At 42.0% G+C, this 16,323-nt stretch carries 16 protein-coding genes and 1 pseudogene; 11 read left to right on the top strand and 6 right to left on the bottom strand.

The window, feature by feature from the left end; all coding sequences use genetic code 11:
- The first annotated feature begins 55 nt into the window (after positions 1-55).
- Positions 56-187 (top strand): sporulation protein YjcZ, encoded by a 132-nt coding sequence (locus JCM16418_RS25440; protein WP_201769745.1) that lies wholly within the window; start codon positions 56-58, stop codon positions 185-187.
- Positions 188-257: 70 nt separating this feature from the next.
- On the opposite strand, the gene cshA is transcribed toward JCM16418_RS25440, so the two are convergent.
- Positions 258-1,892 (bottom strand): degradosome RNA helicase CshA, encoded by a 1,635-nt coding sequence (gene cshA, locus JCM16418_RS01960; RefSeq protein WP_148298716.1) that lies wholly within the window; start codon positions 1,890-1,892, stop codon positions 258-260.
- A gap of 319 nt (positions 1,893-2,211) precedes the next feature.
- On the opposite strand from cshA, the gene JCM16418_RS01955 reads away from it, so the two are divergent.
- From JCM16418_RS01955 to JCM16418_RS01940, 4 genes are all read left to right on the top strand, one after another.
- A complete protein-coding gene (locus JCM16418_RS01955) occupies positions 2,212-3,033 on the top strand; it encodes a YitT family protein (RefSeq protein WP_036646097.1) in 822 nt (273 codons plus the stop codon).
- Between the two features lie 183 nt (positions 3,034-3,216).
- On the top strand, positions 3,217-3,411 hold the full coding sequence (locus JCM16418_RS01950) for a hypothetical protein (protein WP_036646095.1): 195 nt from the start codon (positions 3,217-3,219) through the stop codon (positions 3,409-3,411).
- Positions 3,412-3,719: 308 nt separating this feature from the next.
- Positions 3,720-4,895: a putative glycoside hydrolase gene (locus tag JCM16418_RS01945; protein WP_036645573.1), complete on the top strand. Its 1,176-nt coding sequence runs from the start codon at positions 3,720-3,722 to the stop codon at positions 4,893-4,895.
- Between the two features lie 129 nt (positions 4,896-5,024).
- On the top strand, positions 5,025-6,386 hold the full coding sequence (locus tag JCM16418_RS01940) for an MATE family efflux transporter (protein WP_036645571.1): 1,362 nt from the start codon (positions 5,025-5,027) through the stop codon (positions 6,384-6,386).
- A gap of 110 nt (positions 6,387-6,496) precedes the next feature.
- On the opposite strand, the pseudogene pfkA reads toward JCM16418_RS01940, so the two are convergent.
- Both pfkA and JCM16418_RS01930 read right to left on the bottom strand, forming a co-directional pair.
- Positions 6,497-7,464 (bottom strand): annotated as a pseudogene (gene pfkA, locus JCM16418_RS01935) (6-phosphofructokinase).
- 19 nt (positions 7,465-7,483) lie between these two features.
- Positions 7,484-8,515: a tetraprenyl-beta-curcumene synthase family protein gene (locus JCM16418_RS01930; RefSeq protein WP_373280686.1), complete on the bottom strand. Its 1,032-nt coding sequence runs from the start codon at positions 8,513-8,515 to the stop codon at positions 7,484-7,486.
- A 381-nt stretch (positions 8,516-8,896) separates the two neighbouring features.
- Here JCM16418_RS01930 and JCM16418_RS01925 point away from each other — a divergent pair, with 381 nt between their 5' ends.
- Positions 8,897-10,084, top strand: a complete 1,188-nt coding sequence (locus tag JCM16418_RS01925; RefSeq protein WP_036645569.1) for an MFS transporter — start codon at positions 8,897-8,899, stop codon at positions 10,082-10,084.
- Between the two features lie 68 nt (positions 10,085-10,152).
- Here JCM16418_RS01925 and JCM16418_RS01920 read toward each other — a convergent pair whose 3' ends face one another.
- Positions 10,153-10,899, bottom strand: coding sequence for a YebC/PmpR family DNA-binding transcriptional regulator (locus JCM16418_RS01920; RefSeq protein WP_036645567.1), 747 nt, complete (start codon positions 10,897-10,899; stop codon positions 10,153-10,155).
- A gap of 209 nt (positions 10,900-11,108) precedes the next feature.
- Positions 11,109-11,306, bottom strand: a complete 198-nt coding sequence (locus JCM16418_RS01915; protein ID WP_036645565.1) for a cold shock domain-containing protein — start codon at positions 11,304-11,306, stop codon at positions 11,109-11,111.
- Positions 11,307-11,470: 164 nt separating this feature from the next.
- On the opposite strand from JCM16418_RS01915, the gene JCM16418_RS01910 reads away from it, so the two are divergent.
- The 5 genes from JCM16418_RS01910 (at position 11,471) to JCM16418_RS01890 (ending at position 15,361) form a co-directional block, all read left to right on the top strand.
- On the top strand, positions 11,471-11,704 hold the full coding sequence (locus JCM16418_RS01910) for a hypothetical protein (RefSeq protein WP_036645563.1): 234 nt from the start codon (positions 11,471-11,473) through the stop codon (positions 11,702-11,704).
- Positions 11,705-11,711: 7 nt separating this feature from the next.
- A complete protein-coding gene (locus JCM16418_RS01905; RefSeq protein WP_036645561.1) occupies positions 11,712-11,894 on the top strand; it encodes a hypothetical protein in 183 nt (60 codons plus the stop codon).
- Positions 11,895-12,114: 220 nt separating this feature from the next.
- Complete coding sequence (gene pepF / locus JCM16418_RS01900; protein ID WP_036645558.1) at positions 12,115-13,905, top strand: oligoendopeptidase F; 1,791 nt, start codon at positions 12,115-12,117, stop codon at positions 13,903-13,905.
- 71 nt (positions 13,906-13,976) lie between these two features.
- On the top strand, positions 13,977-14,312 hold the full coding sequence (locus tag JCM16418_RS01895) for a LapA family protein (protein ID WP_036645556.1): 336 nt from the start codon (positions 13,977-13,979) through the stop codon (positions 14,310-14,312).
- Between the two features lie 8 nt (positions 14,313-14,320).
- Positions 14,321-15,361 (top strand): M42 family metallopeptidase, encoded by a 1,041-nt coding sequence (locus JCM16418_RS01890; RefSeq protein ID WP_036645553.1) that lies wholly within the window; start codon positions 14,321-14,323, stop codon positions 15,359-15,361.
- A 101-nt stretch (positions 15,362-15,462) separates the two neighbouring features.
- Here the strand turns inward: JCM16418_RS01890 and JCM16418_RS01885 are convergent, their stop codons facing one another.
- Positions 15,463-16,188 carry a YjgB family protein gene (locus JCM16418_RS01885; protein WP_052019986.1) on the bottom strand — a complete coding sequence of 242 codons (726 nt, stop codon included), beginning with the start codon at positions 16,186-16,188 and terminating at the stop codon, positions 15,463-15,465.
- Between the last annotated feature and the right edge of the window lie 135 nt (positions 16,189-16,323).

The following is a 16,323-nucleotide window of genomic DNA, read 5'->3' as shown; positions in this document are numbered from 1 at the left end:
TGTCATAAAATACCAAGTAAACCAAAGAGGTAATCACTTAAGGAGGTAATTTAATATGGCAGTTGGAGCAGGTTATGGTTATGGTTATGGTGGCGGCGTTGGTGGCGTAGGACTATGGGGATCAACTGGTGCAATCCTCGTATTATTCATCCTGCTAGTTATTATCTCCCGCGCATTTATTCTGTAATTAATGAATCAACCAAAAAAGCCAAGGTGCGTAGGCACCTTGGCTTTTTACATATGGTTATAAAAATGATTTACTCAAATGAAGAATCTTCGCGTTTTGGTGCAGGACGACGTCCTTCAGAATTGCTGGTACGTGGTTTACGGTCGCTGTTACCACGGTAGGACGAATCCCCACTACGGCCGCCATTACTGCTACCAGAGCTGCTGTTACTGTAGCTCTTGCCAGCATATCCGCCACGGTTGCCGGAATTTCCATCACGGTTGTAACCGCCTCTTCCGCCGCTGCTACCCGAACCGCTACCACCTGTACGTTGTCCGTATCCACTAGATGGCTTACGTCCGCTACGCAGATCAGGTTTGCCATTGTTGTAGTTACGACGTTTAGCACGAATCGGATCTTCTGGAGTCAATTGGATTTCGGAATCCTTCTTCTCACCAGTCAACATCTTCAATGCTGCTGAAAGCAATTGTACGGAATCATATTGCTCAAGCAATTGAATAGCCAAGCCTTTATATTCGTTAATCTCAGCACTCTCTACTGCTTCAAGCAAACGTTCTGCAGTAATACGTTGTTTACCTTCAATAGCTTCCGCCATCGTAGGCAAAGGTTTACGAGTGATACGGTGACGCGTAACGCGCTCGATCAAATGAAGGTGATCCATTTCACGCGGAGTTACGAATGACCAAGCAGTTCCCTCTTTACCTGCACGTCCAGTACGGCCGATACGGTGAACATAGCTTTCTGGATCTTGTGGAAGGTCAAAGTTTACAACGTGAGTTACGCCAGATACATCTAGACCACGAGCAGCTACATCTGTCGCTACAAGTACGTCGATGCTTCCATCGCGGAATTTACGCATAACTGCATCACGTTGGTTCTGTGACAAGTCACCATGCAAACCGTCTGCGGAATATCCGCGTTTGGAAAGTGCTTCAGCCAGTTCATCCACCCGGCGCTTCGTACGTCCAAATACAATTGCAAGTTCTGGTGATTCCATATCAATAAGGCGGCTCAGAGCTTCAAACTTCTGGCGCTCAGGAACTTCAATATAAGCTTGATCAATCAGCGGTGCGCTGACTTGTTTAGGAATTACAGACACATGCTCAGGGTTTTTCAAGAATTGCTGTGCCAGTCTTTGGATATTGGTTGGCATTGTTGCGGAGAAAAGCATTGTTTGACGCTCATCTGGTACTAGCTTCAGGATGGATTGAATATCCTCCATAAAGCCCATGTCCAGCATTTCATCAGCTTCGTCCAGAATGACAGTTTCTACATCATCAAGACGGATTGTCTTGCGGTTGATGTGGTCTAACAAACGTCCTGGTGTACCAATAATAATCTGTGGTTTTTTCTTCAGAGCACGGATTTGGCGGCTAATATCTTGACCACCATAAATGGCTAAGGATCCTACTCCCTTGAAACGAGTTAGTTTACCGATTTCTTCAGCAACTTGAATCGCAAGCTCACGTGTTGGGGTCATGATTAGCGCAACGATTTTATCAGTTTCTTTAGAAATTTTATTGATCAACGGAATACCAAACGCTGCGGTTTTACCCGTACCTGTTTGTGCTTGACCGATCATGTCTTTTCCGCTCATCGCAATTGGAATGGATTGAGCTTGAATCGGCGTAGCTTCTTCAAAGCCAAGCTCCAAGATGGCTTGAAGAACCTTAGGTTCTAAGCCGAAATCTGCAAAATTTTTCAAAATATTCATACTCCTTCTATATAGTGGACATTCCACAATCTTGTCTGTATTCTTAAGTAGCGGTAAACATTATATAGGGTAGCCATTAATCAGAAAAAAGTTGCATGGCTTTTCGTCAATAGCGTTTTTCTGGGGCGTTAATTGCCTACAGATTTTAGTAAACGGTAATTATTCTCCTGAAACAATGCAAAAATAATACTATTGTACAACCCTACTCAAGAACATCTTATACAGTATATCACAAAACAAAATGCAAACACCAGTTATGGATGGTAACAATGGGAAATTTACATATAAAAAAATACTTGAGGTGAACAGTTTGCTCAAAAAATCTGGAAATTACATCGTTGTTATACTGGGCGCCTTTTTAGTAGGATGCGGCTTTAATTTATTCCTGGTCCCACAACATTTGCTGAGCGGAGGCGTTTCTGGTTTATCCATGCTTGTTGGATATTTCTCTTCACTTAGCCTCAGCATTCTCTACTTTCTGTTCAATGTTCCAATTCTGGTCGCAGGCTGGTTCATGCTAGGCAAACGTTTCATCGTGCTTAGTATTGTATCTGTAGCAGCAGTTACATGGTTCATTGCCATCATACCCGTTGTATCTCTTGCCTCGGATACGTTGCTCGCTGCCGTGTTCGGCGGCGTTCTTGTCGGTGTGGGAAGCGGAATATCATTTCGCGCAGGCGGATCAACCGGAGGGTTTGACATCCTTGGCTCGATCGTAACCCGTTATCGAGACTTTCCTGTCGGCAATGTATTAGTCAGCATGAATGGACTTGTTATCTTGGCGGCCGGGTACATGCAGAATGACTGGAATTTAGCGCTCGCGTCTATGGTATCTATTTTCGTAACAGGTAAAGCAGTGGATATGATTCATGTTAGCCATTTCAAAGTCACTGTCTATATTATTACGAATGAAACTGAGAAGCTCCTGTCTCAGCTTCTAGAGCGCCCTCGCGGAGTTACCAAAATCAAGACCGAAGGCGCATATTCCAATGTGGAAAAAGACATGCTTATGACTGTAACCACACAGTATGAATTAGCCGAGCTCAAACGAATCATAAAAGAAAATGATCCTAAAGCCTTTGTTAACATCGTAGAAACGGTTGGAGTCATGGGATCATTCCGCAGAAGCTGATTTATTGCCGATCGGTGTAAAAGACAATATTTATATGGTATATTATTAATGCGCGGTTCCTACAATAGTTCCATGAGATTAGGATGTACCCGGTTTTCCCCAGCACTTAAACGCTTTTCCGATTCGCTACGTTAGATTTCTCTGACAGTACAGACTCGTGAGGAAAGGGTGATTTTTGTGGAGATGGAAATGGAAACGGTAAAGTTGTCCCAAATCGTCATGAAATGGTTCCCAGATATGATGCCATTCTTGAAACAAAATGAGCTGAATTCCCTCATCATGCTTCGAGACGGTTTTAGCATTTTGGAACCTAATGATGCTATGGAGATTATCCAGTACAGCATTTGTGAACATCAAAGTACAGCGCCACTTCATTAAAGTTTTAATAAGTAGTTGTTTAAAAAACCGATATGCCGCCCTCCTTCAGTATCCTGCTGAAGTCAAAGGCGGCATTTTTATTCCAGCAAATTGAATGTATTTTACGGGACTACTGGTAAACCCTATGTAAGCCCTACTCTTATGAAATTCTCATTTTTAAGTTTGAAAAGTCCTTATTTTGTTTAAAAAACACAGAGAATATGTCTTAATCAAAAACCGACCAAATTGTTACAAACCTGTTGTTTTTAAGGGGGCTAGTTCCTTTATACTTTATAAAATGAAATGCCGACAAGGGAGAGAGTTAATTTATGAATATCATCTGGGCGCTTCTGATGATTCTGGGATCCAGCACAGGGAATCAGCAGCATAACGAAGACAATCAAGTTGCAAATCTTTTGAAATCCTCCATTAATTCCGCAATAATCGCTTCACAAAAGGATGTTCCTGTAAGTGCTGATAATCCAGTTGCTAAGGTTGATCCACAAACTACAGCCCCAAAGGTCAAGGGTGTTTATGTAACAGCATATAGCGCAGGTGGTTCTCGTATGACCCAACTGCTTGATCTTATGGACAAAACGGATCTTAACGCAATGGTTATAGATATTAAAGACGATGCCGGATACATAACTTATAAGACAGATAATCCTGATTTGATTAAAATGGGTAAACCTCAACCGTTTATTCATGACATCAATCAGTTAATGGAACGTCTCAAAAAACATAATGTATATCCAATTGCTCGTGTAGTGGTTTTTAAAGATACCGTACTCGCTAAAAAACGCCCTGATCTATCATTCGTAACAAGCGACGGTTCGGTATGGAAAAATGGTAAAGGGGATAGCTTCGTCAATCCTTTTAATAAAGAAGTATGGGACTATAACATTGAAATTGCGAAGGAAGCAGCAAAATTAGGATTTAAAGAAATCCAATTTGACTATGTGCGCTTTCCAGAGGGTTTTGAGAAGCGTGCAGATGTCCTAAAATATACGAAGACTGACAAATCACGCGTTGATGCAGTGGCAGAATTCGTCCAATATGCGCGTAAACAAATGGCTCCACTCGGTGTACGAGTATCTGTTGATATTTTTGGCTATGCCGCATCTGTTCCTGCAGCTGAAGGTATTGGTCAAGATTTCAATAAAATTTCGGAGAATGTGGATGTTATTAGTCCTATGATTTATCCAAGTCACTACACAACGGGTTGGTTCGGTGCTAAAGATCCCGATAAAGAACCTTACAAGACGATTAAAGGCTCTATGGTCGATACCCATAAGAAACTGGAGCCACTAGCTGACCAGAAACCGATCATCCGTCCTTGGATTCAAGATTTTACCGCAAGTTGGCTGGGTAGCGGTCACTACGAGAAATATGGTAAGCAGCAAGTCGAAGAACAAATTCGGGCATTAAAAGATATGAATGTCGACGAGTTTTTATTGTGGAATGCAACAAACCGCTATAGCCCTGGCGTTAATTACAACAAATAATCAAATAATTAGTAATCCTAAACCAATAAAGAGAATGCCTGCAAAGACCCGGCCTGAAAACCGGGTCTTTCATGCGTCTTGCTTACAATAGACTCTGCACCGAAAATCAAACTTTAATGGAGCCATATCATGATAACAACAGTGAATTATAAAGATAAACTGAAGCAATTTATGATTATTCTACTCCCTATACTGGTTACACAGATTGCTTTATCCGCAATTACCTTTTTCGATACGAATATGTCAGGTAAGGCAAGTTCTACTGATTTGGCCGGAGTAGCTATCGGTTCTAGCCTATGGATTCCATTACAGACTGGAATCAGCGGTATATTAATGGGAATTACACCCATTGTCTCCCACTTGATGGGTAGCGGGCACAAATCCAAAGTGGCATATCAGATCATACAAGGATTATGGCTTGCACTGGTACTCGCACTAGCTGTAATGCTAGTTGGCGTACTATTTCTCCCCATTATTCTCGATGGGATGAATTTGGAGCCACAGGTACGTTATATAGCCTTTCATTTCCTAGGATACTTATCTATAGGTATTGTACCTATGTTCGCCTACACCGTGCTGCGCAGCTTCATTGACGCACTAGGAAAAACTCGAATATCAATGACGATTACTCTCATTGCATTGCCAATTAATATCTTACTAAATTTTTTACTCATTTTCGGCTATTGGGGCTTTCCCCGTCTTGGCGGTGTCGGAGCCGGTGTAGCATCCGCTATCACGTACTGGTGTGTTTTTGCCCTTGCGATATTCTTCGTGCATCGCGTGAAGCCATTTGCAGAATTTAACGTCTTCCGCAAATGGTATGGGTTATCTCTAAAGGCATGGAAAGAGCTATTGAAAATTGGCGTACCCATTGGATTTTCAATCTTTTTCGAGACAGCCGTGTTTGCAGGCGTAACTTTACTTATGAGTCGCTTCGATACCATCACGATCGCAGCTCATCAAGCAGCGATGAATTTTGCAACCACACTCTATATGATACCTCTCAGTATCAGCATGACTCTGACCATTCTAGTCGGTTTTGAAAAGGGCGCCGGACGGCTGAAAGATGCGCGTCAATATGCCAAACTTGGTATTAGCACCGCTGTCTTATTATCACTAATTACAGCAATGGTGCTGCTATTGTTCGGAAGATTTGTTGCGGGTATCTATTCCGATGAAAGTATAGTGATTGAACTCACTCAACATTTTCTGATTTACGCCATATTTTTTCAAATATCCGATGCAATCGCTACACCCGTTCAAGGTGCATTACGCGGATATAAAGACGTCAATCATTCCTTTGTCATCACCTTCATTTCCTATTGGGTTATTGGGCTTCCGGTAGGTTATATTTTCTCTGAGTATACGAATCTAGGTGCTTTCGGATACTGGATTGGTTTAATCATAGGGCTTATTGTCGGTGCCACTCTCCTACTTGGACGATTAGTTCGTGTGCAGCGTGACCAAATTATAAAGATAACCTCCTCATAAAATGTTAATGATTATAAAAGGCCTTCGCCCATAACAGGGGAAGGCCTTTTACTTTCATAATAAAATAAGCCCTTAGGATGCATGATCCCAAGGACTTATTGTTGGTTCGATTATTGAGACAGACGCGATGCTAATTCATATAACTCCATATTGAAGTCTTTCTTACTGTTCACTACTTTATCAATATCGGTAAGAACTAACTCACCTTTTATAATACCACAGGCTTTGTCAGACTCTCCCGAAATTAACATACGAACAGCGAAATCCCCTAGACGACTTGCAAGGTTCCGGTCAATCGGAGTCGGAGTTCCACCACGCTGAATATGACCTAGAACAGTTACACGAGGTTCAAGCGTTGGACAGCGATCGGTTAGTGCCTTTGCAACTTCCTCACCTGTACCTACACCTTCAGCAACAAGAACAATACTATGACGCTTACCATGCTGGAAATTCTGTTTCATTCGGTCAGCAATTTCATCCATATCATACTCAACTTCTGGAACAAGAATCGTCTCTGCACCAGATGCAAGACCTGCATGTAGAGCGATATCTCCGCAATGACGTCCCATAACCTCAACGATTGAAGAACGTTCATGAGAAGACATCGTATCACGTAATTTATTCACTGCATCCACAACAATACTAACCGCAGTATCAAATCCGATCGTGAAATCAGTGAAAGAAATATCGTTATCAATCGTTCCAGCAGCGCCATCGTATTAATACCTAGTTTACTGAGCTTGTTCGCGCCATGATATGAGCCGTCTCCACCGATAACAACTAAACCATCGATGCCACGTTTGCGCAAGATTTCTGCACCCTTCTGCTGTCCTTCCGGTGTCATGAACTCTTTGCAACGAGCGGATTGCAGTACTGTACCACCGCGCTGAATTATGTCACCCACGCTACGTAAATCCATTGAGAAAATATCGTCGTTTAACAGCCCTTGATATCCACGCTGAATACCGTATACTTCCAAACCGTAAAACAATCCGCTACGAACCACGGCGCGTACGGCTGCGTTCATCCCTTGAGAATCTCCACCACTTGTTAAAACTGCAATTTTCTGAACAGACATGAATTATTCCTCCTCATTATCACTCATACAAATGCTTGCGGATCCACCTGCTGTTGAAGAAGAAAAACAAACGTGTTAAAGGGCTTCCCTTCATCAAGCGTTTAGATGCTGCACGAACTTCCTGCTGTTCACTGACTTTAGGATCGGAAAGATAAATAGCCAGTAAACCCTCAATGATCATACGATGGAACGAAGTCGATGGAATCATCGCAACGTCCTTGCGTGCCGATTCTACTATGGAGCTGATTCGGTCAAGCATGACCTCCGCACTATCATAATAGTTACAAAAATTCAGATCTCCACCTAGCCTGTCTTCTTCCTGATCAATCAAATAATCAAGCATGATATGCAGGCAGCAGACATGTGGGAAATAAGCAGCGTGAATTCTAGCCGCATTCGCATCGTCTAAATGACGATCGGTTGCTGCGAGAAAAAACATAAATACGCCGAGCGTCGAACCCGTAGCAGCAGCAAATTCATTCCACTGCAGATGCGGAGTACGATTACGGTGTAATTCCCACCACTCAAGTAGTGCCGGTTCTCTCAATTCTGGCTTAATATGCTTGTATACCTGCAGATCTGTATACAAACCAGCTAAATCCTGTACGTAAGGCATTGCAGCCTTGTAACCTGGTAACTGACGAATACAACTCTGGCATGTTGTAACCAAAGCGTGTAAATATCCTCCGTCGTCTTGTTCCTCACGAAGAGCATAGTAATTTACCGGTACAGCCCCGGGATCAACAGCATCCAGCATTGACTTATGTAGCAATCTGAAATCATCGGGATCCATGGATGTACTACGATCGCATAAATTATCAAGATAATCGCTTATCGTCTGGTAAGCCACAATCAACTTCGTAAGTATGAGCCTGTACGGCAACTCAACAGCAGCATAAATACCCCCACCTTCGCAATGAAATTGCTTTGTTTCAATGCTTGCCAAAGCCTGTTTTCTCAGCTCGGCATCCGGGATCTCGCTTGCTGCTTGTCGCCACCCATCTAACTCTTTACGCACTTCCGGCAATATATGCTTATACACCCTGCTCATTAAACTAACAGGGTTCCGGGGAACTTGATATTGGATTTGCCCTTTTTCATTCAAAATGACGGTGCCTCCACATTGTTGTCTACTTGTCCTATCTTAATAACCTTATTATCACTTATTATAATATGGACCTGGATTTTGTACAAATAAACTAAATCACAAGCATCTCTACAAACGAAAACTTCTACATAAATTGAAATATAAAGTACGAGGGTCATATCTGTCAAAGGGGAAGTGCTGCGTGTTATTTGATTGCAAGGAGCATAACTGAAGGTGATTCCGAAAACGAATCTAATATATGAGATAGCATGATTTTTTTAAAAGGTATTCCTCAGCGCTTGTGCTATACTAGCTTTATTTCACGAAGCCGGAGGAAAACACGAAATGAAATTTGCAATGAGCGCTCGTCCGGATTTAAACTGGTTACGCGCATTTACCTTCGTTATTTACGGAATTACGGTATTATCATCTTCTTACTTTCCACTTTATTTCAGCCACTTGGGATTTAGCGGTTCGCAGATCGGTTATCTCTATGCAGTTGGGCCATTTATCTCCATGTTCACAAACATGTTCTGGAGTATGACCAGCGACCGTTATCAAACCATTCAAAAAATTATGATGGTCCTGCTTATCGGGCAACTGGTCATGATTACATTTCTTTCATATATGTCATCGTTCTATATCATATTTATCTTTATAACGATGTTTAATTTCTTCTGGTACCCACTCAATCCTCTTACGGATACGATGGCAATCCAAACCGCCCAGCGTTATGGGAAAAATTTTATTATTATACGTGTGTTTGGGTCGATTGGTTATGCCTTCTTTGCCTTATTCATCGGCTATGTCCTAGGCGCAGCCGGTACATCTAGCACCATGTACATTTGTATGGGTGTAATTACGCTGGCTTTCCTCTTCTCTACAAGACTTCGTGACAGTAAAGCTCAATCAAAGAAAAAAATGAAAATTAGCGAGCTCTGGACTATTTTACGGCAAAAAGAATTACTATGGTTCTTTGCGTGCGTGTTCTGTCTTGCCATCCCTTATCGGATGAATGATGCGTTTATCGCGCTCACCCTCAAGCAGCTCGGTGCGAGTGAAGGTCTCATTGGATGGTCAATGCTTGCATCTGCCGTAAGTGAAATTCCTATATTCTTTCTACTGAACAAATATGGAGATAAATTTAAAGAATTGCCCTTACTAGCTTTTGCGAGTCTCATGTTTGCAGTCCGCTTTTTATTCATGTCGATGACACATGAGCCTAGCATGGTTATTATCATTCAGATGATGCATAGTGTAACCTTTGGTATTTATTATGTAACGGCTGTACGTTATATAACGAGAATGATACCCGATCAGTTTAGAGCCACTGGACTTGGACTTTTCGCTGTCGTATGGTCGAGCGCGGCGGGTCTAATGAGTGGTTTATTTGGGGGAATGCTCTTTGAAAATGCGGGCCGCAGTTCATTCTATTTTGTTGCTGTGGGCCTTTCATTCCTAGCTTTTATCGGCTTTCTTAGTAGGCATCTACTGAACTCCTCAGGAAGTACTTCCACTCATATGAATGGCTAAAATTAGAATAAGAGCCTGTGACCCGCCTAATTGCGGGTCACAGGCTCTTATTCTATTTGAATCCAGTCTTAACCGATACGTTCCATTTCCGCATCACTGATTTCAAAGTTTGCATATACGTCTTGTACATCATCATTATCATCAAAAGCATCCATCATTTTCATCAGCTTCTCTGCGTTCTCCCCTTCAGCATCTACTGTATTCTGTGGAATCCAGCGCACTTCAGAGTTCGAGAATTCGAGACCTGCTTCTTCGAGTGATTTCTTCACAGCTTCAACTTCATGTGGATGCGTCAACACTTCGAAATTCTCGTCTGTGGTAATCAAATCTTCCGCTCCAGCTTCAATAGCCTGTAGCATCAATGTGTCTTCATCCAGATCTTCAAATTTCTCACGATCAATAATTAAAATTCCTTTTTGATCAAACATATACGATACGCAGCCGGATTCACCCATATTGCCACCACGTTTATTAAAAATAGAACGAACATCAGCCGCGGTCCGATTACGATTATCAGTCAAGCATTTAACCATAATTGCTGAACCACCGGGTCCATAACCTTCATAGTAAATTTCTTCGTAATCGACATCATCACCAGCACCAGCTGCCTTCTTAATGGCACGTTCGATGTTGTCTACAGGCATATTAATATGCCGGGCATTTGCAATCGCTGTTTTTAATGCAAAGTTAGCATCCGGGTTAGGGCCGCCTTTTTTGGCTTGTACATAAATCTCACGGGCAAGCTTTACAAATTGATTATTCTTAGCCTGATCCGCTTTACCTTTGCGGTCTTTAAACAATTTAAACTTTGGCATAGCATAACGCTCCCTATTACAGTATATAAACCATCGATTATAGTGTATCACTCGTAGCTTGTTCTGGTCAAAGTTAGACCTAGTTTTTGAGTGTTTTGTGTAGTTATAAACTTGCTCACAAAAAAAGCACAGCTCTCAAAAGGAGAACCGTGCTTGGATAGGTGAAAGTTTTAACCAAAGCTATAAGAAATCCGTTACCGGAGCAAATCTTATAATTTAGTTACGTTAGCAGCTTGAGGACCACGGTTACCATCAGTAATTTCGAATTCTACCGCTTGACCTTCTTCCAAAGTTTTGAAACCGTCGCCTTGGATTGCTGAGAAGTGAACGAATACATCTTCGCCGCCTTCAAATTGAATAAAGCCATAACCTTTTTCTGCGTTAAACCATTTAACTGTACCTTTCAAATAAAAAACCTCCTAAAATACCGCCATGTATGGCGAATACATACATTATACTTCAAGAACTTTTACATTGCAATCCAACAATCCGCTTCAATCGTTTCTTTTCATTTGCTTTTACAGCGACCTCTGCGGTATCATTTTACCAAAAGAGCAAACGGAGAATGCATATGATAAAAAAACATGAAATATACAAAAAAGACAAGTGGAATATGATGACAGTTGAAGTACAGGGGCGTTATATTGTCCTTCGCGAGATTTCTGACCAATGGGGTGAAGAAACCCATACCTTTATGAGTCGCCCCGCTCTAATGCAATGGGCCAACAATCGCTTCCCTAAAGAAGAATTTGTTGATAACGAAGATGAGTGGCGTGAAATTATAGCTGCTTTTAAAGGAGTATAAGAATTAGATGGGAAGCAGTATTCTGATTTTTGTCATTTTGGCCTTCGCTTTGGGCGCAGTCGTTGTCTTAAAGAAGGATGAAATTCCTCCTCGATTAAAACGAGGTCTAGCGCTGTCCGCTATCGTCATGATTCTAATTGCCTTTATCCTTATTCTATACTCGATGTTAACATTGGGTTCCACAAGCTGACGGAGTACACTCATATTGTTAGTACGGAACGGTCATACTAAAGGGCAAACTTGTAATCTCGTGCCTAGCACAACTAGAGGGGGCCCCTTTTCCTGTGAATAGTATGATCATGCTCAAGCTGGCTATTTCTATGAGCTTGCTGGCCGTTCCGTACGCTCCGGCAGTGGTAACACCGCTTGGAAACAACAAATCATCATCCAAACCTTTGAGGAGGGTTCCTATGGAACAATTATTGAAACGCTCTGAAGTGCCCGTAGAACATCAATGGAAGATTGAAGACTTATTTGCTGACCAGAAAGCCTGGGATCAGACATACACCGACCTACTAAAAGAAGTGAAGAAAGCAGCCGAATTTGAAGGCAAACTAGATACCTCCGATGCAGTTAAATCCTGCTTCGCTTTAGAAGATGATATTTCATTAAAAACAGAACGCCTTTTTGTATATGCGCATTTACATCATGATGAAGATACAGCTAACCCTACATACCAAGCGCTCTCTGCCAAAGCTAAGAAACTCAGTGTACAAATCGGAGAAGCTCTATCGTTTATCACTCCTGAAATTTTGTCTTTGCCGGATGATAAGCTTGATGCCTTCATCGAAGATCCAACTTTAGCAGAGTATAAGTTCACCCTTACGGAAATGAAGCGCGAGAAGGCACATGTCCTCTCCAAAGCAGAAGAAGCTCTACTTGCTCAAGTGGGCAATCTCTCTCAAGCGCCTCAAACCATTTTTGGTATGCTGAACAATGCCGATATCAAATTCCCGAAAATTAAAGATGAGAATGGAAAAGAAGTCGAGCTAACACATGGCAGTTACATTCAATTCCTAGAAAACCCCAACCGTGACGTACGCCGTAGAGCTTTCCAAGCCGTCTATGAAACGTATGCTAAACAAAAAAATACAATTGCAGCTACTTTAAGTGCGAACGTTAATAAAAACATTTTTTACTCCACCGTGCGTAAGTACCCATCCGTACTGGAAATGTCTTTGTATGGCGATAACATTCCGAAGGAAGTGTACACCAATCTCGTAGATACGATCCATGAGAGCCTTCCTCTGCTTCACCGTTATATGAAGCTGCGCAAGAAGCTTCTTGGTGTCGACGAATTGCATATGTATGATCTATTCGCACCCCTTGTAGATGAATATAAAATGGATATTAGCTATGAAGACGCTAAGAAAACCGTCTCTGCTGGTTTAAAGCCACTTGGTCCCGATTATCTGAAATCGCTACAAGAAGGTTTCGACAATAGCTGGATTGATGTATATGAAAACGAAAGTAAACGGACGGGAGCTTATAGTTGGGGTGCCTATGGCACTCATCCTTACGTGCTCTTGAACCATAAGGATAATCTGAATAGTATGTTTACCTTGGCACATGAAATGGGCCATGCGCTACATTCCTATTACTCAGATAACGCATTGAAATATCGTGATGCACAATACACCATTTTCCTTGCGGAAGTGGCTTCAACCACGAATGAAGCCTTACTGATGGATTATTTGCTTAAGAAATCCACAGATCCAAAAGAGAAAATGTATCTTCTTACCTATTATGCAGACCAATTCCGTACGACTGTATTCCGTCAAACGATGTTTGCTGAGTTCGAAAAAATCGTACATGAGCGTGCTGAGCAGGGTGACGCATTGACACCACAGGCATTGTCAGAAATATATTACGATCTTAATGTGAAATACCATGGTAAAGAAATGGCTGTAGATAAGGACATTGAAATGGAATGGGCTCGTATTCCTCACTTCTATAACAGCTTCTACGTATACAAATATGCAACTGGATTCTCAGCTGCAACCAGCTTCTCGAAGCAGATTCTTGAAGAAGGTCAGCCTGCAGTTGAGCGTTACCTAGGCTTCCTGAAGAGCGGCGGCAGTGACTTCTCGATTAACATCTTGAAAAAAGCTGGAGTTGATATGTCTTCACCTCAGCCGATTCGCGAAGCAATGAGCGTATTTGAAGATGTGATTAAACAAATGGAAGAGCTCACTAAATAAAAGGATTGTAGATAAATCCCTTGTCCATCGAGGCAAGGGATTTTATACTGTCTGTGGAAGGAGGATCCCTTATGAAAATGCAATGGTCACTCATCGCTGGGCTGGTTTTTGCTTTACTGACTGCCGTATTTGCTGTCATTAACGTTAAACCTGTACAGGTTAATTTTATGTTCAGTATGGTGAATATCCCACTGATACTTCTAATACTGGGTTGTACATTGATTGGTGGTATTATTGTCGGATCTTATGGTATCTTCAGGCAGTATAAATTACAAAAACAAGTTAAACTTCTCACTGCAAAACTAGATCAGATTCAGTCTGAGACGGGTTATGTATTTCCTGAACCAATTGAAGCAGCTGTTACGAAAGAAAACGAAACCAGCACCAAACGTTCATTTAGGAGGTAAACAACATCATGTCCATACAAATTAACGAGAATTACACACTTACATTTCTGAAGAAGCTATTGGATACACCAAGCCCTAGTGGTTATACAGCCGAGGTCATGAAACTGATTGAGCAAGAAGCTGCATCTCTTAACATTCCACTGATTTGGAATCAAAAAGGTGGCGCTATTCTAGAAGTAAGGGGCGAAGACGAATCACGGACGATTGGTCTAAGCGCTCATGTTGATACCCTCGGAGCCATGGTTCGTTCAGTGAAATCCGAAGGAACACTCCGCCTGACTTCCGTAGGCGGCTTCATGATGCACAGTATTGAGAACGAATACTGCATCATTCATACACGTAGCGGTAAAACGTATACAGGTACGATTCTAAGCACGCATCCTTCTGTGCATGTATATAGTGATGCTCGGGACTTTAAACGTCAGGAAGACCATATGGAGGTCCGTATCGACGAGGTTGTGAATAGTAAGGATGATGTACTTAAGCTAGGTATTGGTGTCGGAGACTTTGTATCCTTCGATGCAAGAGCGATTGTAACAGATAGCGGCTACGTGAAATCCCGTCATTTGGATGATAAAGCGAGCGTTGCTGCTTTGTTCGGTATGCTTGAATCTATGAAGTCTGAAGGCTGGAAACCGCGGACCAATGTGAAATTACTCATCTCAAACTATGAAGAAGTTGGACATGGCGCTTCATATATTCCATCGGATATTGAGGAAATGATTGCAGTCGATATGGGAGCCATGGGTGATGACCTTAGCTGTAAAGAAACCGATGTATCAATATGTGCTAAGGATTCATCCGGCCCTTACGACTACAATATGACTAGTAAACTGATCTCTTTAGCTGAAGCTGAGGGCATCGCCTTTGCTGTTGATATATATCCGTATTACGGTTCGGATGCGTCAGCAGCATTATCTGGAGGCAATAACATCCGTGCCGCTCTGATTGGGCCAGGTGTTCATGCTTCTCATGCTATGGAGCGTACACATAAACAGGCAATATTCAATACAGCGAAGCTGTTGGCAGCATATATTACGAATGAATAGCCAGATAAATATAAGATAGAAAAAGCCTCTCCAGCAAATCTGTTGGAGAGGCTTTTTATTGTATTTACTTAGACAACCTTAGAGTAGTTGTTATTACATTGTTAACCACCCATAGGCCTAGCTGCTCTTGGAGAATATACAGAAATATGATCTAGACGCTGAGTAGCATGTGGTCCTACAAATTTCAATTCATACTCAATCAGCTTATAAACTAGAATATCGTCTCCGCTGTTTGTACGAATTGAACTGGGTTCACCTAGTGTTTTCTTGATCTCTTTGAAAGTAATCGCTTGAAAAGCCGTATCTTCATTCGCAGTTGGACCAAAAGATCTTATATCATAAACAACTTCACCACGTCCGACTCCAAAAGCAAAGTCTCCTTTGCTCCCGCCACGAGAATACGTCTCATAGCTATCTAGTTTCTTTGATTCTTCATCGGGCTTTCCCCAGGATTCATGAATATCATCAATTATACTCACACCTGAAACAAATTCAGCTCCCTGAACTTTACCTTGCTTCGCCAAAGCAGCGATATCTTTAATTTGCTGAGCATGGTTTGAAGATGGACCTGTACTTGGGGCTTGATGATTTGGTGAAGATGATGATGTGTTTTGATCCTTACTCGTTGCATTTGCATCTTCCGATGAACTCGTATGTTTTGATGCGTTATTCTTTTCATCAGTAGACGGTTTGCTCAAGCTTGTTGACGTGGAAGAATTGGCATCGGAAGCTGACTTCGTATCCGAAGCTCCACAGCCACTTAGGATGGTAGCGAACATTACGCCCGTGACAATGCTTGGTGTAATCAACTTTTTGTAAATATTCATATATAGTCCTCCCAACATACATGTGCCTTCTATCTATTACCCTGTATGAAGGAAGTAACTCTTGAAACCTGATTAGGTAGCTTCTTTCTACCCATCCTCACTCTTTTGTTGACGCGCCAATGTTGAGAGATGCTG

The organism is Paenibacillus pini JCM 16418 (assembly GCF_000576305.1).
GTDB classification, from domain to species: domain Bacteria; phylum Bacillota; class Bacilli; order Paenibacillales; family Paenibacillaceae; genus Paenibacillus_AQ; species Paenibacillus_AQ pini.
This window is presented reverse-complemented; position numbering and strand designations above follow the sequence as displayed.